Here is a 19685-nt window from a genome sequence, read left to right as displayed (position 1 = left end):
CAGGCTAAGCTATATAAAATAAACAAAGTGATGTGACTATTTTGGCAGAACTGCCGAAGATTGATTAGATGAGTTAAATAATGCCCAGAGAAAATTTGAACAGTAAACGCCCTTTATATATTCCTTATGCTGGAAATACTCTGCTAGAACTCCCACTACTCAATAAAGGCTCTGCATTTTCTGAAGAAGAGCGTAGAAGCTTTAACTTGCATGGCTTGATTCCTCATGTCACCGAGACGATTGAGGAGCAAAGTCAGCGTTCTTATCAGCAGTATTGTGCTTTTAGCAGTGATATTAACAAGCATATTTATTTGCGGAATATTCAGGATACCAATGAGACCCTGTTTTACCATCTGATTGAAAATCACCTCAGTGAGATGATGCCGATTATCTATACCCCGACTGTGGGTGAGGCATGTCAGCGCTTTTCTGATATTTATCGCCGTCATCGTGGGATTTTTATTTCCTATCCTGACCGTGATCAGATCGACCAGATTATTCACAATATCAATAAAAAGAACGTGAAAGTGATTGTGATTACAGATGGTGAGCGCATTTTGGGTCTTGGAGATCAAGGCATTGGTGGTATGGGGATTCCAATTGGAAAACTGGCACTCTACACCGCGTGTGGCGGGATTAGCCCGGCTTATACCTTGCCAATTACCCTTGATGTCGGTACCAATAATCAGCAGTTGTTGAATGACCCGATTTATATGGGCTGGCGTGAACCGCGAATCAGCGGCGATGAATACTATGCCTTTGTTGAGATGGTGATTCAGGCGATTCAACAGCGCTGGCCAGATGCCTTAATTCAGTTTGAAGACTTTGCACAGAAAAATGCCATGCCTTTACTGGAAAAATACCGTGATCGAATCTGTTGTTTTAATGATGATATTCAGGGCACCGCAGCAGTGTCTGTGGGCAGCCTGATTGCTGCTTCGCGCGCAGCAGGCAAACTGCTCAAAGATCAGGTGGTTACTTTCCTGGGCGCAGGTTCAGCCGGTTGCGGGATTGCAGAACAGATTATTAAGCAAATGGTTGCTGAGGGCTTAAGTGATGCCGAAGCACGCGCACGTGTATTTATGGTCGACCGCTTTGGTCTGATCACTGAGAATCAGCCGAATTTACTGGACTTCCAGCGAAAACTGGCACAGCCGCTTGAAAATGTAGAAAGCTGGGCAGATGCAGAGAGTATGATTTCTCTACTGGATGTGGTCAAACGTGCCAAACCGACGGTATTGATTGGCGTATCTGGACAGCCAGGTCTATTCACTCAGGAAGTGATTGAAGCCATGGCTGAAAACAGCGTACAACCGATTGTTTTCCCTTTATCTAACCCAACTTCCCGCGTAGAAGCTGTTCCGGCAGACATCTTGCAATGGACCAAAGGCAGAGCATTGATTGCAACGGGTAGTCCATTTGCCCCGGTGAATTATCAGGGACAGATTCATCATATTTCCCAATGCAATAACTCTTATATTTTTCCGGGTATCGGTCTGGGTGTAGTTGCTTCAGGTGCAAAACGTGTCACGGATAATATGCTGATGGCTTCAAGTAATGCCTTAGCGGACTGTTCTCCGAAACTGAAAGACCCTCAGGCGGATTTATTGCCAAATCTGGATTGTTTACAGTCAATTTCGAAGCAGATTGCATTAAAAGTGGCACTTGCTGCGATTAAAGACGGAGTAGCACCGAAAATCAGTGTAGAAGAATTACAGCTAGCAATAGAGCATAATTTTTGGACACCGCAATACCGTGATTATCAGCGGATTACCTTTTAATTGTATTGAAGAGGAACTCTTTATCATGGCCAATTTTTTATGCTAACTAGAGTTCATCTGATGCGTGGGTGAAATATAAAAAGCCCAGATCTTTTGATTAGGGCTTTTTTATTGTCGTAGGGGTGCCATGGTCACACCTTGGTTATAAAATCAGAAAGTACTTTAAGAATTTTTTATTGAGTGAAATAAAAATGAAAGGATCATTTAAAGAAAATAACATCAGCATAAAAAAATCCCCGATCTTTCGATCAGGGCTTTTTTAGAATCTGGAGCGGGAAAGGAGACTCGAACTCCCGACCCCAACCTTGGCAAGAGTCACCGACATAAAATGCATTAAATTACATAATTAGTATTTTAATAAACCCTATATATAACAGTTACATAGGGTTTTTATTTTTGTGTGGTGTAATTTAAGGTAGGGTGGGTACTTTTATTTTTGGTCACTAATTTATTGTGATATTCAACAATAATAACCAACATATAATTTTTGTTTTTAAGGGTATTTTACTATTTGGTAAAATTTTATTGATGGTGTTTATCATAAAGATAATGAGGAATGAACTCAGTGCCAATTTAAACGGATTCTTCTAACGCTTATTTGAAAGTCCAGATTGAATGGCAGCAGCTTTTAAGATGAGCTGCTCTTATAAGATATGTCGAAACGTCATGTTTAATCGACCATCTTTAATTTTGGCTTGTTTAGGGACACTATGCTGCCAGAAGTGTTGTAGCTCTCCATGCATAATCAATAAATCACCATGAGCTAAACGAATTTCAATTTTATCTTCATGATCATCATTACGACGCAATAAGAAACGACGAGATTCACCAAAGTTCAGTGATGCAATAGTTGGGTTTAGTCCCAATTCTTTTTCGGCATCAGTATGCCAAGAAATATAGTCTTGACCACTTCGATACCAATTTAATAACACACTATTAAATGGAGTGTCGCATACGGTTGCTAACTGTTGTTTCATCCACAGTAAAGCTGAGTTCCAAGGATTAGGGTGTAATAATATGCCTGAATATTTATAGGCTTTTCCTGTATCTCCATACCATGCAGATATGCGAGGTAAGGTGTGAGATTTACCATACATTTTGATGGTGTCTTGATGCCATTGGATATTTTTCCAATCAATTTGATTAATATCTTGTACCTGATGCCAATTGGTATGATTCCAATCATATTGGCTATTTTCAAAAAATACAGCCAATGTTCGATCAGCTATTTTTTTTTCAATAAATTGAGGAATGTAGCGTAAAGTTCCATGTGGCACTTCGATATCATACCCACGTCCACAAGGACTGGGTTGCATTGGATATGTCTGCTGACTAAACAAAACTTCTGGTTCATTAAACAGATTATTCATATTGATTAGCTCCCATTAAATACATGCAGCATAGGCACGAATCGGTGCTGGGCGTTCCTGTATGCATCGGCTATTTAAGTTATATTCCGTAATACGGACTGTACCATGATGATTGAGGTAAAGTTGTTGAGGAGAAAGTAGTTGATGAAATGTATCGAAGCCCTTATTTCCTGTAATAAAGTCTGGGCTTACAGCATAAACATAGTGTTTGCTATGGCGTGCATATTGTTTCATTTCATGGCATAAGTGACTCATGCTGAATTGCACACTTAAATACATGTCTAATACATTGCTCAGTAAATGAATACTTGGCAATTGATTTATATTGGCGGCCATAAAATCTGGTTCCAGTTCATCTAGAGTGCAGGCATGATGGATGATATTCAGCTTAATATCGTGATGTTGGGCTTTCTGCGTAATCCAGTGTGATGCACGTGCTAATGCAGCAGCAGAAGGTTCCACAAGAATGACATCCAAACGATCGATGCTATAGCCTTGATCCAACACGTATTCAATCCAAGCCAATGTGGCAATACCTTGCCCACATCCATAATCGACGATGCAGGCTTGAATAGGAATATGCTTTTCAAATGTACTGTATTGAAAACTATGAGCAAATACAGCTTGCATGCGCAGATAATGTCCCCAACCATAAAGTGCCATATAGCTGATTAAGTCATCAGAATGATGTAGAGGGTTCTTTGCACGAGCTGTCTTTTTACTGAACTGATGGTAGTCAAATTGTGGTTGTAGATTATTTTGAAAGAAATCAACATGCTCTGCACAGAGTTGTTCAAAGTCGTGTGCCAGAAAAGATTGTAAAAATTGATCTTCTTGTTGTGCTTGGAATTTGAGGAGAGCGTTCATTTATAGTATCCAAAGTCATGATGTCTTTGAATACAAGATAGAGCGCTTTGGTCATAAATTTAGATTTCATAAGCTTATAGTGTCAACGGCATTCTAAAATTGACCCCTCTTAACTTATAAATGGCAAAGTAAAATTGACCCCTTTGATCGGGTAGTCTGTTCAGACTTAAACCAAGATTTACTTAAAGCAAAAGTATTCGTCTTGCACTCGGGCAAAGCAGTGCTTTGCTGATCCTCGTTCATCCCTTATCTACAGGGAAGTCTGTTCAGACGAAGATGAGTGATAATTGTGCCACCAATGGCATTGTCTTAATCCCTTATCTACAGGGAAGTCTGTTCAGACTAGATAAGATCCAAAAGAAACGTGAACTAGAATTGTCTTAATCCCTTATCTACAGGGAAGTCTGTTCAGACTTAGCAACGACGAGCGCATAATGACACTCGTAAAGTCTTAATCCCTTATCTACAGGGAAGTCTGTTCAGACCTTTCAGCTCTTTTCGCTTCTATCGATTCAAACAGTCTTAATCCCTTATCTACAGGGAAGTCTTTTCAGACTAATCATCATCGCTAAATGCTTACCAAAGATCTGGTCTTAATCCCTTATCTACAGGGAAGTCTGTTCAGACAGATGAAAATGCCCGAATATCGCCCCTGCTTGAGTCTTAATCCCTTATCTACAGGGAAGTCTGTTCAGACTCATCGCCGAGTTCGCATCACTTAGCCGCCAATAGTCTTAATCCCTTATCTACAGGGAAGTCTGTTCAGACTCTTGTCGGGAGAATCTCATGTTTAAACAATCCGTCTTAATCCCTTATCTACAGGGAAGTCTGTTCAGACATACAGGAACAACTCATGGAGGAATCGCCAACAGTCTTAATCCCTTATCTACAGGGAAGTCTGTTCAGACTATATAGAACTAATATGGTTGGCGGTGAAGCTACAGTCTTAATCCCTTATCTACAGGGAAGTCTGTTCAGACATAACCCACACATCCGCAATAATGTTCAGAACTGTCTTAATCCCTTATCTACAGGGAAGTCTGTTCAGACATGTTCGAGAATATCGTAGCAACTACGCACCCGTCTTAATCCCTTATCTACAGGGAAGTCTGTTCAGACTTAAGATAGTATTTTCTCAGACCTCATTGTTTGTCTTAATCCCTTATCTACAGGGAAGTCTGTTCAGACACACACGGGGGGAGAGCATCTGTGGTTATGACGTCTTAATCCCTTATCTACAGGGAAGTCTGTTCAGACTAAACTAAACAGGAATGCTGCAAGGATACTAGAGTCTTAATCCCTTATCTATAGGGAAGTCTGTTCAGACGTTTCCAGAATGGCGAGCTGCAAGCCCTACTTATGTCTTAATCCCTTATCTACAGGGAAGTCTGTTCAGACAAAGCGCGAGTGGTTGATGACACCGAGGAAAAGGTCTTAATCCCTTATCTACAGGGAAGTCTGTTCAGACTTCGATATCCCGATGATTGACAGCCGCGCATTGGTCTTAATCCCTTATCTACAGGGAAGTCTGTTCAGACCTTAGCTGCGCATCACGCACATCCTCCGGCATCGTCTTAATCCCTTATCTACAGGGAAGTCTGTTCAGACCAATTAGGTACTGATGGTCTGTTACACACATTCTTGTCTTAATCCCTTATCTACAGGGAAGTATCTAAAAAAGATACTATCGAGGGTTCACGTCTAACTCAAGCGAAGCTTTCGTCTTGCACTCGGGCAAAGCAGTGCTTTGCTGATCCTCGTTCATCCCTTATCTACAGGGAAGTCTGTTCAGACCGTAGTTTTGGTAAACCTTTAAGCCAAGTACCGTCTTAATCCCTTATCTACAGGGAAGAATCTAAAATAGATACTATCGAGGGTTCACGTCTAACTCAAGCAAAGCTTTCGTCTTGCACTCGGGCAAAGCAGTGCTTTGCTGATCCTCGTTCATCCCTTATCTACAGGGAAGTCTGTTCAGACCGTAGTTTTGGTAAACCTTTAAGCCAAGTACCGTCTTAATCCCTTATCTACAGGGAAGTCTGTTCAGACGAAGCAGAAATCGTTCTTAAGATTCGTGCAATTTGTCTTAATCCCTTATCTACAGGGAAGTATCTAAAACAGATACTATCGAGGGTTCACGTCTAACTCAAGCAAAGCTTTCGTCTTGCACTCGGGCAAAGCAGTGCTTTGCTGATCCTCGTTCATCCCTTATCTACAGGGAAGTCTGTTTAGACTACTATTTTTGTAAAGATGGGTATGTCATCGTGTCTTAATCCCTTATCTACAGGGAAGTCTGTTCAGACCTTCAACCGTGAACGCGAAGTGCAGTTACAGGTGTCTTAATCCCTTATCTACAGGGAAGTCTGTTCAGACTCTACCTCTATTTTTTTCTTTTGTAAAGCAAAGACTTATAGAGGCTAAATATTTCAAAGTATGTATCAGTAAAGTTGCTGTATGATAAAATGTTTCACAATTATTCTTATTAATATAAAAATCAATGATATAGGTTGGTTTTCTGACTTTAAGGTTATCAACCTGAATTTCGTAAGCTTGCATTTTATCTACTATCTCATTTTTTAGGTTTAGGGTGACAGTCAATCCTCCAAAGTGAGATTGATATGCGTAGTTATCTTGGTATGTATGATGTGAGTTGTCCGCGCCGTAGAAGCACTTTATTTCGAATACTGAGTGCGTATGGAATTCATCAGCAGAAGTCAGTATTTGAATGCAGATTGAACTCAGATTTTAGGCTACAACTTATTCAGCAACTAGCTGTTTTGCCAAATGATACCTTTCAACGAATTGTGTTAATACAAGTTTATCCAAATCATCCAGATAGCATCATGTTAGGTGCAGCTAAACAGCACCCTGCAAGTCATTGCTTATATATTGCTTAAATTATTATACTTCATATAGGACAAATTGATCATGCAAACTTTATATATAGATCGCCGTGATACAAAACTCGATATAGATCGGGAAAGAATATTAGTACACAGCCCTTCGTTACCTAAACCTTTATCTATTGCATTTGCTTATCTTTCTTCTATTGTAATAAGCGCTAAAACTCAATTACATAGTCATGTTCTACTCGCATGTGCGAGTCGAGGAATTCCAGTGATTATTCTTGATCCTAGAACTTGTGAATCACATGCACAGTATATTCCCCCCTCAAGTAAAGTTGTGCATCGTAAAATTAAACAGTTTGAGGTATTGGATCAAGATGAGCGTAGGCTAGGGTATGCCAAGCAATTGGTCTATGCTCAAAGCATACAGCAGTTTAAACTGATAAAGTACTGGTTCAAAACACATCAGATTGAAGCAAAATTACAAGAACAGATCATTGAACGAATTAAAACGATTATCACAATGATCAATGCTTGCCAAAGTCTTGAACAGTTGCGTGGACTGGAAGGGGCAAGCGCTAAGATTGTTTTTTATGTAATGTCACTCATTGCTCCTGCATGGGCTAAATTCCAAGGCCGTAACCGTAGACCACCCAAAGATCCGATTAATGTACTGCTGTCTTTATCTTATAGTTTAATTTATGCCGAATGTACTCGCGCTTTAACTGCGCATGCCCTCGACCCGATGCTAGGCTTTTACCATGAACCAGTACATGGGCGTTATTCTTTGGCATGTGATCTTACTGAGCGTATACGATGCGATATTGAAAAATGGGTCATGCAATTACTGTTCAATGAGCAATTGAGGCCCGTGCATTTTGCCTCATCTGAACAATACCCTTGTGTTTTAAACAAAGAAGGACGCGCAATTTTTTATCCTTTATGGGAACGACGTTTTCAGGTATGGAAGAAATATATTCGAATGAATGCATCCCAATGGGCAAAAACGATTGATCAGTGTGTTCCGTGTTGAGTCAAGTCTTATGTCAGCAAAGCGAATGCATTGGATTTGTAGCTATGATATTTGCCACCCGAAGCGCTTGAGAAAAGTGCATCAGACCTTGTCGAATCAAGGCATTTCAATTAATTACTCAGTCTTCTATTTAGCATTAAGTATCACTGAGTTTAAACAGCTGATCAGAAAGATAGAAAGGATGATTACTGTTGAAGATGATGTGCGTTTTTATAAGAGCATGCCTCTGCACCGAGCAGTGGTGTTGGGTAGAATAAGTCCTTCAGGTATTCAATTGCTAGGTCCGCAGGGGCAATCTCTATAATTTATAACACTGTAAGCTTGTGAAATCTGAGCCAAAACTAAATTAATTATTAAATAGCTTCACCAACGATAAGAACAAGGTGAAGCACATGATGAAGACTAAAGCACAAGATTTATTACACAGCTATGCAACACAGCTAGATCAGTTTTTTGCTGTTCATCAGGATGCCAATACAGCTTTATCTGATTGGCTTGCTTCACACTTTTCTAATACACAAATGATCGAATTGCTAGAAGCAATTTTAAAAGATACGTCTAGCTTGAAGCAGATTTGTCAGCGTTCATATCAGCATGGAAATGGCTTTCTTAAAGTGGTGTTGTTGGACCGTGGCTATAAATTACGTCTACACATTTGGTTTGCGGGTCAATCATGTGAAGAAAATATTCATGATCACCGCTGGAGTTTTTCGTCTCTCATCTTGGCAGGTTCATTAAAAAGTGAGATTTGGAAAGATCATGCAGAAGGTCAGGTGTTTCAAGAATATGAATATCATGCTGCGACTGCTGAACGGTCTGCTTTTAAAACCGAAATGGGATGTCAGCCATTACAGTTAGATCATGTTCAATTGAACACAGTCGGTGATCATTATGTCATGCCAAAAGGCAAGCTTCATCGAATTATCAATCCTGGACACCAATTGGTTGCAACCATGATGTGCAGTGCCCCAACCGAACAAGGCACAACACGCTTAATTCCGATCCATGCAGGGATTGATCCAAATATTCAGCCGCCAAAAGCCAATAAAGATCAGTTGGCAGGCGCACTTTTACAATTTCTTCAGCATTTAAAGGCACAGGAGTTTGATTATGCTGCCTAAGCACTCTCTTTTTATCGATCTTCTTCAAATGAAGCGTATTCAATCTGTCAATCAACTGCAGGTGGAACTACGTTATCAGCAGGAGATGAATAGTTTATCTAGGTTGTGTCAGCAAAAGTCGTCTTATCTAAATCGTTATGATCAGCTGTTTCGATATATCACGTTGTGGCTGTTACAGCATGGATATGACCTGACGGATTATCAACCACATCAAACATTGAAAGCGGTATGTTTGTCACATTTCCCTAACTGGGATATTGAGGAAGTCGTTCGACAAAGGCATTTGTTGAAAAAAGGTTTAAAGCTGAATCCCGAATCAGATGTAGATCAGGAGCTGCAACAGTGTGTGAATGCTTTTCAAGCATTACTGCAAGCTTATGAATTCTGATAACAACGATAAAACTAGGCAAAATTTAAAAAAATCACAAGGGTAATGTAATGATGACATTAGCAGAAACGATTCTTATGACTCAAATAGGATATGAAAACTTACTTGCGAAAATTGCTGAAAAAGAAAAGGAATATGACCAAGTTCGTGATCATCGCCAAGTCGCTTTTGAACTGTCAGGTGATGGCTGGCATGACAATCCAGAATTTAATCGTATGCAACAGCTCGAAGCGAATTTGAACCATACGCTTAAAACACTCAATGACCGTTTAGATGTCATGAAATTTATTGATATTCATGATGGTATGCGTAATGTCCAGCAAGTTGAAATTGGTAGTATTGTGAAATTACGTCGCTATGATTTAGCGGATGACTCAGAAACAGAAGAAATATGGGAAATTCGTGGTTTTGATGAAACCAATATCAAACTCAAGCATTTGGCATATAACGCACCCTTAGCAGAAAAAATCATGCATCTTCATGTTGCTGATATTGCTGAAGAGGTTCAAATAGGCTCGCGTCATTTTGATATTGAAGTTGTGGCGTTGTTTAAAACACGCCTGCTTGCTGATATTTAAATTAGAGAATCGGGTAGATGTATATTGCAATTGAAGGAACAAAAGGAACAGGAAAATCGACTTTGCTTGAAAATTTAAAAAGGAAGTTGCAACAAGATGGAATTGATTTCCAAATGTTCGCACCGACCAAAGCAATGCCGAAAGAGATTTGGTGGGAAAAAGCATATTGCTACTATTGTCAGGATGATGTTTTTCTTGACTCTTTATACACCGCCCGTGCAAATTACCATGCATCTCAAATTGATTTTGATGGATCACTGGTTTTAGGTGATCGTAGTATTTTAACAAGTTATGTAACACGTTGGCCGCGTGATGATCTGAAGTGTTTGTTGCCATATCTGGATCAAATTCGTCAAAAAGAATTTCTAGTGCCATTGCCTGATTTGGTATTGTATTTAGATTTACCGTTAGATATTACGCTTTCACGTCTTGCACAAAGAGGAAGAAATTATGGTTTGCACGACGAACAAGAAGATCAGTTGATGCGAGCAAAAAAAGCTTATACAACACTGTTAAGTTATAAAAATGAGCTGGGTATGGCTGATTTACAATATCAATGGGTTGATGCAAACCAAAAGCCAGAAGATTTGCTTGAAAATGTTTACGCTTTAGTTGTAAAACAACTAGAAAAATGTGATTTATTTCAATAATATTATTTTACTTTGGGGTTGATAATCATGAAAAAAAATATTTTATTACTTGTAACGGGCGGAACACCTCAAATCATTACAGAAACGATTTGGGCGTTAGCATGTGATCCACAGCATAATGAACAATGGGTTCCAGATGAAGTTCATATCATCAGTACACGTTATGGTTTAAATGAAGTAAAAAATAAACTTTTGGGCAAGGATAAGATTCTCACTCGAATGAAAAACGAATATGCTCAAATTGCTAATCTGAGATTAGAGGAGAACTTTCTGCACTGTTTTACCGATCAAGAAGGTAATGAGCTTGAAGACTTAAGAACGCCCGAAGAAAATGAATTTGCAGCTAATTTAATTTGTGAAAAAATTCGCCATTTTAGTTCTGATGAAAAAGTGAGCTTGCATGTTTCAATTGCAGGTGGTCGTAAAACCATGGGGTTCTATGCAGGTTATGCGTTATCCCTATATGGACGTGCGCAAGACCGTATGTCACATGTGTTGGTTGATGAAAAATTTGAAAAAGGAATTAATTTCTACTATCCATCAATAAATGAAAACGATTTCATTATTGATCGAGAAAATAAAACCATCGGTCTTTCTAAAGATGCTCAAGTGTGGTTGGCGCAGATTCCTTTTGTACGTTTAAAAGAGGCGGTAAAAGATAAACATCAATTAAAAGGTGAAGATAGCTTTAGTACAGTTGTCCATAAAATTAACGAATCTTTTAATGATGTGAAATTAAAAATTTTAGTGCATAGCCGTGAAGTTGTGATCAATGATAAGTTTGTCATTAAAAACTTAGCACCACGTGAATTTGCAATGTTGCATTGGTTTGCCGATCTTCGTCAGAAAGGTTTCGATGGTATTGTTGCACCGACTAAAAAAATTAACAGTAAAGATATACCACCGCAGGAAGCAAAATATATTGCGCAACTTTCTGAACAGTTTAAACAATATTATGAAGAGTTTAAAAATACAGATGACATTCAGTTAGACGTAGATAAGCAATTTTTTGAAAGTGTAAAGTCACTTTTAAATACAGCTTTATTGGGCCATTTAGGTTTGGAATTGGCTGAAAAAATTAGTCTGACGCAAAACAAGAAAGGGCAACCTTTTTATCTGAATGTCAAACCAGAAAATATTGAAATTATTGATCGCTTTAAAAATTAAAAAATAGAGGGAAATATCATGGGATTACGTAGCCCAAGTGAGGCTATTCAGCTTCCTATATTAGAGGAATTAAAAGCTTTAAAGTGGCACACTTTAGAGTGTGAATTGGTTACGCCTATGTACGGTGGTGGAGTAGATGCTGCTACTGTAGATTTAAAAATGCCGATTCGTGTCAGTGCCATTAAAGGGCAACTTCGTTTTTGGTGGCGTTTACTTGCAAAGAATAAGAAAGATGACACTTGGGATTTTAATGGTAATTTAAAAAATATCCGTGATGCAGAGTTTGCGTTATGGGGTGGACAAGGTGATGATGATGGTGGAAGAGCAAGCCAGGTATTCTTAAAAGTCACTCAACCTAAAGTAACACATCATGATTTAGTCGAATACACAGAATATTTAGATGCAAATCCGAGTAACAAGAAGCTTTCTTATGTGTTATTTCCAGCATCAAATGCTGAAGACAAAGTTAGTAATCCTCATAAATTGCTGAATGCTGAGAAAGCAAAATTTAAACTCAGCTTTTCCCTTTCAAATACTTTAAAAAATCAAGAGAAGATGACCCAGCAAATTGTAGAAACATTGCGATGGTGGGCGAATTTTGGTGGTGTTGGTGCAAGAACACGTAAGGGGTTAGGTGCAATACACATTTCTGAATCTTGGGATTATCCAATGATTTGTCAGCCTTTAACTGAATCTGAAATTACTGCAGCGAACTGTGCTATGAGTTTGAAAGGAAAGTCTGCTAATGCATTAGCACAGCTTTATAGTGGTATTCAAAAGCTGAGTGATTTTAGACAAAAAGCTGAAGTTGGGCGTAATAAAGGGCAGGCACCTAAGCCAGCAGGTCGAAGCCGTTGGCCTGAACCCGATGCCTTAAGACGTATTCAAAAAACCCACCATGAAAATCATGCACCTGAACATCAAGCAGGTAATGTTTTCCCACGTGCTTTTTTTGGCTTGCCCATTATTTTCCACTTCGTTGGTCGTGGTGAGCCTAGGGATAGCCAACTTGCACCAATCGATGGTGATCGTTTAGCAAGCCCATTATTTATCCGTCCTTTTTATTTAGGCAAAAATGGAAAAGGAGAGAAAGAATGGGCAAGTTGTGCCTTAGTCACACCATATGAACATATTAAAAATATGAATGTATCACTTGGTCGAAATGAAACCTATCCTGTTTGGAAAAGTGATACCGCTCAACATATTCGCCCAATTCAAGATCAACAAGGAACAGATCCATTAGATGCTTTCCTTAAATATTTTGCAAAATAATGGATTATAAAATGACAGAATATGTAGTAATTCTTTCCATAGGTCCAGTGCAGAGCATGATTGCTGCTGCTCGTAAAAGTCGTGATTTATGGAGTGGTTCAGCACTTTTATCTGAACTTGCCAAAGCATGTGCTTTATCCCTTAAAAATAATGGAGCAGAACTGATTTTTCCTGCTATTGCGAGTAATGATCTTACAAGTTTGGAAAAAAACTCAGATTTTTCTGTAGGTAACAAAATTCAAGTATGCCTCAATGCTGAAAATGAGCAGCAATTGCGTGAAGTTATCGAACAAGCGAAACAAGCAACAAAACAGCGTTTTTTAGATGAAGTCGAAGAGGTATATCAAGATTTAAAATCATCTGAAATACGTGTAGATATTTGGAATGCGCAGCGTAATGACTATGTTGAAGTGCAAGCAGCATGGGCGATTATTTCTGATCAGCAAAGTTATAGTGATGCTGTTGCACTAGCATCTAAGGTGCTTGCTGCACGTAAGGCAACACGGGACTTTACGCAAATTATTGCAAATCCTTATGCTGAGGAATTTATGATTCCAAAATCTTCATTAGATGGTGCACGTGAAACCGTTCTAAAGGAAGATAAAAAGCATGCCTTAAGTAATCAAACACGTGCAAAATTAGGGTTATCTGCCTCAGAACAACTTGATTGTTTAGGTATCGTAAAACGTTTAGGTTTAAAAAAACAAGCGGATCGTTTTACTGCTTTCACACGAATTACAGCACATGCATGGATCGAGAAAATAAAATTAGATCCAAAATTCGTAGATGTAAAAGAGTGCTATGAACGCTTAGTGAAAAATGATCTAGCAACACGTGTACGTGGTAATCAGGGAGTTTATGATGATTTTCCATATGATGCACAGTTTTTGTATCGCTCTCGCTTAGAAGCTGAGTTACGTAATTATCCAGATGCGGATTCTTTCAATGATGCATTAAATGCGTTATTAAAAATGCTAAAACCTTTTTGGAAAACATATGGTGAACCATCAGCATACGGTGTTCTATTACTAGCAGATGGCGATCGTATGGGTGAGCTTTTAGATAAAGCTCAGGACAAAAAAGCACATCAACAAATCACAGTTACATTGTCAGAATTTGCAGGTGGTGTTGCTGAAAAAATGCGTCAATATGATGGACATTGTGTTTATGCTGGGGGAGATGATGTACTTGGTTTTGTACCATTGCACAGAGCTTATGATTGTGCCAAAGCCTTAAGTGAGTCTTTTAAAGAGAAACTACAGACTATTGCACAAACACTAAATGCTGATCAAGTACCAACATTATCAGTGGGGCTTGCTATTGCACATCATACAACACCACTTAGTGTCATACGTGAATATGCCAGCCAAGCTGAAAAGTTTGCGAAAGGTGATCATATTTCGGAGCCAAATCAGCGACGTAATGCATTGGGTATTTTATTAGATGTACGTTCTGGCAACCAAACGAAACTTCGCTTTAGTTGGAGTGATCAAACAGCGCATCACGCTTTTGCTGAATGGGTAAATTTATATCTGAATAAAGATATTCCATCTCGTATAGCATATGACACACGTGCGATTGACTTAAGAACTAAAAATATTGCACCTGGCAAAAATATCCAGAAAGATATTCAAACTGCTGAACTGACGTTAATGCTAAAAAAAGCCCGACTTGCAAATGGTGCTGAGATTAAGAAGGTTCATGTCGATAAACTTACAAATCGTGCGACTGAAATTAATTTACAGGCTTTATCTGATGAGTTGATTGTCGCACGTTGGTTTGCCGCAAAAACACAACAAGATTTAGGGAAAGATGGGCAATGATAAATCAAGCATATTTAATTGAATCACTTGCACCTTTAGTATTTCGTTCAGGAAAACCTTTTGGATCTGTTGCATCTGCGCAAGATGCAACATTCCCTTTGCCATCTGCAACAGCGGGGATGATCCGAGCAATGCAGATTGAACAACATGCGGGGCAATATCAAGATTATCAAGGACGTTTAAATCATGAGGATTACCAGAAGATTCTTAGTATTCAATCTCAAGGGCCTTTTTTAGTTCGTTTTAATCCTGATCGTTTAGATGATTATACAATTTTGGTTCCTAAACCTGCGAATGCACTTTATTTTGAAAGTCGAGAAGATAAAAAAACACATTTAGTACGTTTAGCACCAAATGCATTTGATTCTGAACGTTGTGGTAGTGACTTGCCAACAGGCTTGTTACCTGTACAGATGCAAAAAAAATTAAAAGGTAAGCCTCAAAGTGGGGTGACATATTGGACTTTAGAACATTTTTTGGCCTGGCAACAAGGGCAAGAATTTAGCTTTGAAAGTATTGAGGCCACAGGTTTAAAAACCTTAGCTATTGACATTCGAACACATGTCAAAATCGATTCTACTAGTGCATCAAGTGAAGATGGAAAACTCTTCCAAACAGCCAGTTTGGACTTAAACCATCAATTACAAGGACAACGGATTGCAGGTAAAAAGTGGGATGATGAACGTTATGGCTTTGTTGTATTTACAGAGCAACAACTTACTCAAGACTTAGCGACTTTAGGTGGAGAACGACGTTTATCATACTTTAAACCAGTCAAATCCACTCAATATCTAAAGCCCTCAGATGATTTGCTAGAAAAAATTAACCAAAACAAAGGTTTTAGTCTAAGTTTGCTTACACCTGCTGTTTTTGAAAATGGCTATTTACCTGCATGGTTGGATCACAATACCTTATGTGGAAAACTGCCTCAATCTGATGTTGAAGTGAAACTAGAGTCGGTCGCTATTGATCGCTGGTTACCTGTATCGGGTTGGGATTCTATAGTATGGAAACCTAAAGCAACCCGTAAAGCTGTGGGGGCAGGGGCTGTGTATTGGTTCAGCCTAACGACTCAGATGGATGAAGAAACGTTGCAACAATTGTGGGCGAAACCAATTTCAGATCATTCACAAGATCGAAATGATGGCTTTGGTGTCGCAATCGTTAGTGCTTGGTCAAAATAAATTACTTAAAAAATCATTAGGAATATAAATATGCAAACTCGTATTTTTCATTTACAAGCATTATCGGCATTACATGTTGGGACAGGCCAAGGTGTGGGTATCGTTGACTTACCGATTGCACGCGCAAAAGCGACAAATTTACCGATTGTTGCAGGCTCAGCACTCAAAGGTGTACTACGTGATGAAGCTGAAACGCAATTATCTTTAAATCAAGAGCAAATTAAAACACTATTTGGTCCTGTAGACGCTGATGCAACACATGCTGGTGCAGTTGCATTTGGTGATGCGCAATTATTATTACTGCCAATTCGTTCTTTTGCGGGCACAGTGGCATACGCAACATGTCCATATATCTTGCGTCAATATCAACGCGATGTAGGAAGTGATTTAGATATTCCTCAACTAGAGGCAGATAAGGCACGCGTGACAGAAGACAGTGCGTTATATGTCGCTAATGGAAAAATGGCATTAGAAGATTTGGATATTGAAGCATATTCAACAGGACTTGCTGCGCAGTGGGCAGATCAAATTACAGCACAGTTATATCCTGAATCTGTTGCGCAGTATCAACAATGGCGTGATGCGGTCAAAGCACGTTTTGTGATTTTACCTGATGATATTTTTTCATTTTTAGCGGATACCGCAACTGAAATACGAACACGTATTCGTATTGATCGTGAAACACGTGTTGTGATGAACGGTGCACTCTGGACTGAAGAAAATTTACCTGCTGAAACAGTACTATGGGGTGTTATTGGTATTTCTGCATCCAGAAATAAAGACAATAAAAAAACAGCAGAAGAGCTTTCTGGACTGTTACCAACAGCACAAGAATTATCAATACAGCTAGGCGGTAAACATACCGTAGGGCGTGGTTTCTGCCGTCTTTTATTAGACCAAGCACAAGTCTGAGGATTTAATCATGCAGATTCGTACTCATAAATATGCAGAAGATGCTTTCCCTTTAGTGAAAGCAATGCAAAAAGATAATTTTGAAGCTAAATATCGTACCTTGGCACTTAACTTTCCAACCATGGTTATGCAATCAGGTTTGGCTCAAGCGATTGGCTTTCTAATGGCGAAGGGTAAAGATAAGCCTGAGCATAAAATTATCTTACAGCACATTCAGACTATTTTAGATCGCCCAAATTTACATGCGGATATTTTAGCCTCTGACATAGGGCAATATCAGTTGTTGACTCGTCAAACCTTAGATGCAACGGCATGGTTGAAACGTTATACACAAGCCCTACTGAAAAAAGAAGGTGAGGCATGACAGCACTTGTACGTAAACAACTCATTCCGTTATTAAATGCAACACATGCGAATGATGATCCAAATCCGGGTTTGCTGATCCAAAGAGGACTACGTGTATGGGACTCTACAGATAAAGCCAAAGCAGATAAAAAAGATTTGATAGATGTCATTACCAATCTAAAACCATCAGACTTATACCAATTGGCGTTTGATCGATGGTTATTACAAACTCAACAAAAACAGAATTTCGCTGCTCTACCTGCAACAATTGATGGTCGCTTAATGACGGGTTTAGCATTAGGTGGAACGCTTGAAACAGGTGTTACGACCCAGCATAGTTATGGTATGCCAATGCTGGCAGGTTCTTCTGTAAAAGGTGCAGTACGCGCTTATGCAGAAAATCTGTTTAGTCAAAAAGATGCTGATGGTAAGGTCATTCTAGATGAAAAAGGTAAAACGCAAATTGATGTTGCGATGATGCCGATTTTAGATACTTTATTTGGGGCAGATGAAGATGCTGAAGCAAACGCTGGTTATTTGGTTTGGCATGATGCTTGGTATATTCCAGCTTTAACCAAAGAAGGAAAATATAGTTCAGCTGAAGAAGCTAAACCATTTGTTGGTGAAATTGTCACAGTACATCATCAAAAATATTATGCAGGTCAGTCAAACGAAGCACTTGATATGGAATCTCCTGTCCCTAATCAGCAGCTAGCAGTACAAGGGAGTTTCTATTTTGTAATTGAGGGTGCAAATCAGCAGTGGCTCGATTTTGCAAAGCAACTTCTTGAAAACATGCTCAATCAGTTTGGCATAGGGGCTAAAGGGGCTTCAGGTTATGGTTATTTTAAACCTGCTAGTGATTTAGAATCTTTAATGACATCACTAAAAAAACGATTTGTGAGCTTGCAGTCAGAAAGTGTCGATACAACGGATGACCCTTATGCGAAATTAAGACTTCAGATTAGTAGTATGGTTGCATCTGATTTAGTTGAATCACTTTCTAAAAATTTAAATAAGTTTTTAAAATCTCTTGATTTAACTAAAGAGAATGAAGAACACTGTAAAGCATTAGCGGACATTACTTGGGCAGAACACGAAAGTTTAGTAATGTCTTGGTCTGGGCAATCGGGCAACAAAGAAAAAGCATTTAAGTTTATTCATAAATTTAAATCTTAAAGACCTAATAGCAATAAAGTATTTCAAACTTTATTGCTTTTTTATGAGATAGAACATGAAAATATTACTTTGCTCTGCAACAGATCATAATCCGGTTAATCTTTTGCCCTTAGAGTCGGTGCAAATTAACCCAGATATAATCTATGTAGCGGTAAGTACACAAAAACGTCAGCAGGGTGATAACTTAATTGCAGAGTTAAAGGCTATTGGTAAAAAAGTCGAAGTATTAAAGATAGAAAATGAACACAGTTTGCAGTCTTTAACACAGCAATATGAGCAATGGTTATTACAACATCAAGATGATGAAATTGTCGTAAATCTGACTGGTGGAACTAAACTGATGAGTATCGCTGCTTATCAAATCTTTAGTGGCTATGGCTTTCGATGTTTTTATCAAAACTTAAACCCTAATCAGCTAATTTGGCTCGACGATGAAAGTATTATTTCTGATATTGGAACGAAGATTAGCCTAGAGCGATATTTAAAAAGCTATCAGTTTGATGTGGTTAAAAAACAAAAATTGAATGAAGTCCACCAGTCTTATAAAAAATACACTAAACTTATATATCAAGAGCTTTCTAAAGCAGGGCGTTGGCAACAAACCTGTCAACTCATTAGTAAATTAAATGCTCATACTGCAAAACCCAAATTATCTGATTTAAAGAATTTTACGTTAGATTATGACGAAGAGTCCTTTTTAACACATCTAAGCTATGAAACTGATTTATTTGAATTGACTGCAAAGAGCATTGAATGGCAAACCGAGCAGGATCGTGCTTTTATTGCAGGAGGCTGGCTTGAATATCTTACAGCAAGTTTGCTGGTTGCCGAGAATATTCGAGACATATCATTGAGTGTGGAAATTGCGAAAAGCACTCAGCGGGTTCATGCAAAAACACACCAAGAAATCGATGTAATGGCGATGCAGCAGCAACAGCTTTTAATTATTGAGTGCAAAACAGTAAATTGGAAAAATGCCACACAGGCATCAGAGGCAATTTATAAATTAAGCGCATTACGTGATATTGGTGGATTGAATACAAAAGCAGTTTTTGTATCTTTATATGATTTACCTGATGCTGCAAAAACACGTGCCGCTGAACATAACATTCAAGTAGTTGCAGGGCAGAATGCAATTGTGCAACTCAAACAACGTCTTTTATCGATATAAA

At 38.7% G+C, this 19685-nt stretch carries 18 protein-coding genes and 1 CRISPR repeat array; of the genes, 16 read left to right on the top strand and 2 right to left on the bottom strand.

Going from position 1 to position 19685, the window contains the following annotated elements; translation table 11 throughout:
- Positions 1-80 precede the first annotated feature (80 nt).
- Positions 81-1781 carry an NAD-dependent malic enzyme gene (locus BFN00_RS03925; RefSeq protein ID WP_071850524.1) on the top strand — a complete coding sequence of 567 codons (1701 nt, stop codon included), beginning with the start codon at positions 81-83 and terminating at the stop codon, positions 1779-1781.
- 644 nt (positions 1782-2425) lie between these two features.
- Here the strand turns inward: BFN00_RS03925 and BFN00_RS03920 are convergent.
- Both BFN00_RS03920 and BFN00_RS03915 read right to left on the bottom strand, forming a co-directional pair.
- Positions 2426-3151, bottom strand: coding sequence for an alpha-ketoglutarate-dependent dioxygenase AlkB family protein (locus tag BFN00_RS03920; RefSeq protein ID WP_071850523.1), 726 nt, complete (start codon positions 3149-3151; stop codon positions 2426-2428).
- A gap of 15 nt (positions 3152-3166) precedes the next feature.
- Entirely contained in the window at positions 3167-4018 is an 852-nt protein-coding gene (locus tag BFN00_RS03915; protein ID WP_071850522.1) for a class I SAM-dependent methyltransferase, read from the bottom strand.
- A gap of 235 nt (positions 4019-4253) precedes the next feature.
- Positions 4254-5812: a CRISPR direct-repeat array (repeat unit 37 nt; unit sequence GTCTTAATCCCTTATCTACAGGGAAGTCTGTTCAGAC).
- Between the two features lie 821 nt (positions 5813-6633).
- Between BFN00_RS03915 and cas2 (BFN00_RS03905) the strand changes: the two genes are divergently transcribed.
- The 15 genes from cas2 (BFN00_RS03905) to BFN00_RS03835 all read left to right on the top strand — a co-directional run bounded on the left by cas2 (BFN00_RS03905) (position 6634) and on the right by BFN00_RS03835 (position 19684).
- On the top strand, positions 6634-6912 hold the full coding sequence (gene cas2 / locus BFN00_RS03905) for a CRISPR-associated endonuclease Cas2 (RefSeq protein ID WP_071850521.1): 279 nt from the start codon (positions 6634-6636) through the stop codon (positions 6910-6912).
- A gap of 31 nt (positions 6913-6943) precedes the next feature.
- A complete protein-coding gene (gene cas1, locus BFN00_RS03900; RefSeq protein WP_071850520.1) occupies positions 6944-7894 on the top strand; it encodes a CRISPR-associated endonuclease Cas1 in 951 nt (316 codons plus the stop codon).
- A gap of 10 nt (positions 7895-7904) precedes the next feature.
- Positions 7905-8198: a CRISPR-associated endonuclease Cas2 gene (cas2, locus tag BFN00_RS03895; RefSeq protein ID WP_004780541.1), complete on the top strand. Its 294-nt coding sequence runs from the start codon at positions 7905-7907 to the stop codon at positions 8196-8198.
- A gap of 88 nt (positions 8199-8286) precedes the next feature.
- Positions 8287-9015 (top strand): hypothetical protein, encoded by a 729-nt coding sequence (locus tag BFN00_RS03890; RefSeq protein ID WP_004780543.1) that lies wholly within the window; start codon positions 8287-8289, stop codon positions 9013-9015.
- Positions 9005-9403: a hypothetical protein gene (locus BFN00_RS03885; RefSeq protein WP_071850519.1), complete on the top strand. Its 399-nt coding sequence runs from the start codon at positions 9005-9007 to the stop codon at positions 9401-9403. Before BFN00_RS03890 ends, BFN00_RS03885 begins: the two co-directional genes overlap by 11 nt.
- Before the next feature lie 50 nt (positions 9404-9453).
- Positions 9454-9981 carry a GreA/GreB family elongation factor gene (locus BFN00_RS03880; protein ID WP_071850518.1) on the top strand — a complete coding sequence of 176 codons (528 nt, stop codon included), beginning with the start codon at positions 9454-9456 and terminating at the stop codon, positions 9979-9981.
- A 17-nt stretch (positions 9982-9998) separates the two neighbouring features.
- Complete coding sequence (locus tag BFN00_RS03875) at positions 9999-10631, top strand: AAA family ATPase (protein WP_071850517.1); 633 nt, start codon at positions 9999-10001, stop codon at positions 10629-10631.
- A gap of 27 nt (positions 10632-10658) precedes the next feature.
- A complete protein-coding gene (csm6, locus tag BFN00_RS03870; protein ID WP_143115413.1) occupies positions 10659-11798 on the top strand; it encodes a CRISPR-associated ring nuclease Csm6 in 1140 nt (379 codons plus the stop codon).
- An 18-nt stretch (positions 11799-11816) separates the two neighbouring features.
- Positions 11817-13070 carry a type III-B CRISPR module RAMP protein Cmr1 gene (cmr1, locus tag BFN00_RS03865; RefSeq protein WP_071850516.1) on the top strand — a complete coding sequence of 418 codons (1254 nt, stop codon included), beginning with the start codon at positions 11817-11819 and terminating at the stop codon, positions 13068-13070.
- A gap of 11 nt (positions 13071-13081) precedes the next feature.
- The gene (gene cas10, locus BFN00_RS03860) at positions 13082-14893 is read left to right on the top strand and encodes a type III-B CRISPR-associated protein Cas10/Cmr2 (protein ID WP_071850544.1); all 1812 of its coding nucleotides are present in this window, start codon (positions 13082-13084) and stop codon (positions 14891-14893) included.
- Complete coding sequence (locus BFN00_RS03855) at positions 14890-16077, top strand: type III-B CRISPR module-associated Cmr3 family protein (protein ID WP_071850515.1); 1188 nt, start codon at positions 14890-14892, stop codon at positions 16075-16077. Before cas10 ends, BFN00_RS03855 begins: the two co-directional genes overlap by 4 nt.
- 30 nt (positions 16078-16107) lie before the next feature.
- Positions 16108-16989, top strand: a complete 882-nt coding sequence (cmr4, locus tag BFN00_RS03850; protein WP_071850514.1) for a type III-B CRISPR module RAMP protein Cmr4 — start codon at positions 16108-16110, stop codon at positions 16987-16989.
- 10 nt (positions 16990-16999) lie between these two features.
- Positions 17000-17353, top strand: a complete 354-nt coding sequence (cmr5, locus tag BFN00_RS03845; RefSeq protein ID WP_071850513.1) for a type III-B CRISPR module-associated protein Cmr5 — start codon at positions 17000-17002, stop codon at positions 17351-17353.
- Positions 17350-18513, top strand: a complete 1164-nt coding sequence (gene cmr6, locus BFN00_RS03840) for a type III-B CRISPR module RAMP protein Cmr6 (RefSeq protein ID WP_071850512.1) — start codon at positions 17350-17352, stop codon at positions 18511-18513. Before cmr5 ends, cmr6 begins: the two co-directional genes overlap by 4 nt.
- 55 nt (positions 18514-18568) lie before the next feature.
- The gene (locus BFN00_RS03835) at positions 18569-19684 is read left to right on the top strand and encodes a Card1-like endonuclease domain-containing protein (protein ID WP_071850511.1); all 1116 of its coding nucleotides are present in this window, start codon (positions 18569-18571) and stop codon (positions 19682-19684) included.
- Position 19685 lies beyond the last annotated feature (1 nt).

Origin of the sequence: Acinetobacter sp. AR2-3, assembly GCF_001878775.1 — a bacterium.
Lineage (GTDB): Bacteria > Pseudomonadota > Gammaproteobacteria > Pseudomonadales > Moraxellaceae > Acinetobacter > Acinetobacter lwoffii_D.
Note: the sequence above shows the minus strand (reverse complement) of the source record. Positions and strands in the feature narration are given on the sequence as shown.

What these genes read in the sequence shown, in the direction of transcription:
- cas2 (WP_071850521.1), top strand. Translation starts at nt 6,634, where the DNA reads ATGCGTAGTTATCTTGGTATGTATGATGTGAGTTGTCCGCGCCGTAGA.
- cas10 (WP_071850544.1), top strand. Translation starts at nt 13,082, where the DNA reads ATGACAGAATATGTAGTAATTCTTTCCATAGGTCCAGTGCAGAGCATG.
- BFN00_RS03925 (WP_071850524.1), top strand. Translation starts at nt 81, where the DNA reads ATGCCCAGAGAAAATTTGAACAGTAAACGCCCTTTATATATTCCTTAT.
- BFN00_RS03835 (WP_071850511.1), top strand. Translation starts at nt 18,569, where the DNA reads ATGAAAATATTACTTTGCTCTGCAACAGATCATAATCCGGTTAATCTT.
- cmr5 (WP_071850513.1), top strand. Translation starts at nt 17,000, where the DNA reads ATGCAGATTCGTACTCATAAATATGCAGAAGATGCTTTCCCTTTAGTG.
- cmr6 (WP_071850512.1), top strand. Translation starts at nt 17,350, where the DNA reads ATGACAGCACTTGTACGTAAACAACTCATTCCGTTATTAAATGCAACA.
- BFN00_RS03920 (WP_071850523.1), bottom strand. Translation starts at nt 3,151, where the DNA reads ATGAATAATCTGTTTAATGAACCAGAAGTTTTGTTTAGTCAGCAGACA.
- cmr1 (WP_071850516.1), top strand. Translation starts at nt 11,817, where the DNA reads ATGGGATTACGTAGCCCAAGTGAGGCTATTCAGCTTCCTATATTAGAG.
- cas2 (WP_004780541.1), top strand. Translation starts at nt 7,905, where the DNA reads ATGTCAGCAAAGCGAATGCATTGGATTTGTAGCTATGATATTTGCCAC.
- BFN00_RS03880 (WP_071850518.1), top strand. Translation starts at nt 9,454, where the DNA reads ATGATGACATTAGCAGAAACGATTCTTATGACTCAAATAGGATATGAA.
- BFN00_RS03885 (WP_071850519.1), top strand. Translation starts at nt 9,005, where the DNA reads ATGCTGCCTAAGCACTCTCTTTTTATCGATCTTCTTCAAATGAAGCGT.
- BFN00_RS03890 (WP_004780543.1), top strand. Translation starts at nt 8,287, where the DNA reads ATGATGAAGACTAAAGCACAAGATTTATTACACAGCTATGCAACACAG.
- cmr4 (WP_071850514.1), top strand. Translation starts at nt 16,108, where the DNA reads ATGCAAACTCGTATTTTTCATTTACAAGCATTATCGGCATTACATGTT.
- csm6 (WP_143115413.1), top strand. Translation starts at nt 10,659, where the DNA reads ATGAAAAAAAATATTTTATTACTTGTAACGGGCGGAACACCTCAAATC.
- BFN00_RS03855 (WP_071850515.1), top strand. Translation starts at nt 14,890, where the DNA reads ATGATAAATCAAGCATATTTAATTGAATCACTTGCACCTTTAGTATTT.
- BFN00_RS03915 (WP_071850522.1), bottom strand. Translation starts at nt 4,018, where the DNA reads ATGAACGCTCTCCTCAAATTCCAAGCACAACAAGAAGATCAATTTTTA.
- BFN00_RS03875 (WP_071850517.1), top strand. Translation starts at nt 9,999, where the DNA reads ATGTATATTGCAATTGAAGGAACAAAAGGAACAGGAAAATCGACTTTG.
- cas1 (WP_071850520.1), top strand. Translation starts at nt 6,944, where the DNA reads ATGCAAACTTTATATATAGATCGCCGTGATACAAAACTCGATATAGAT.